General features: G+C 58.4%; 1 protein-coding gene. It reads left to right on the top strand.

Going from position 1 to position 555, the window contains the following annotated elements; translation table 11 throughout:
• The first annotated feature begins 138 nt into the window (after nucleotides 1-138).
• Nucleotides 139-501 (top strand): winged helix-turn-helix domain-containing protein, encoded by a 363-nt coding sequence (locus tag M6F29_RS12120; RefSeq protein ID WP_298160296.1) that lies wholly within the window; start codon nucleotides 139-141, stop codon nucleotides 499-501.
• Nucleotides 502-555: the final 54 nt, after the last annotated feature.

The raw sequence follows: 555 nt of genomic DNA, 5'->3' as shown, positions 1-555 counted from the left end.
TGTGGCAGATTGACTGCGTTGAATTAGGTATACCATTTTCATATCGGATTGTTGTTCAGACCAGCCAGTACCTGGTTGGTGAGGCGGAACCCAACATGAACTTGCAATATGCCCAAAACTAGTATTAATATACCCGATATGGGTATAACCAAACGAGCCAAGTCACCAAAACCGGATTCAGCCACTCGACGCAAGCCTATGCCCGAGAGGATGAGCCTTGCCGATGCGCTGTTTTCGACGACCCGGCAGCGCGTGCTGGCGCTGCTGTTTGGTCAGCCCGGGCGCAGTTTTTTTACCAACGAGTTGATCGGCTTGGTGGGTGCCGGGTCGGGCGCGGTGCAGCGCGAAGTTCGGCGGCTGGCCGAGAGCGGTCTGGTGACGGTGACGCGGATCGGCAGCCAGAAGCATTACCAGGCCAACCCAGCGGCGCCGATTTTCGAGGAGTTGCGCGGCATCGTGACCAAGACGCTGGGCTCCGCGATGGAGTCGCCCCATGCCTAGCAATCTCCCCATCAACCTTGCCGACCTGCTGCGCCAGCGCAGGGTGGAAGGCGT

The organism is Ferrovum sp., from assembly GCF_027317285.1.
GTDB lineage: Bacteria > Pseudomonadota > Gammaproteobacteria > Burkholderiales > Ferrovaceae > Ferrovum.
The sequence above is the reverse complement of the archived record's forward strand: the minus strand, read 5'-3'. Positions and strand labels throughout refer to the sequence as shown.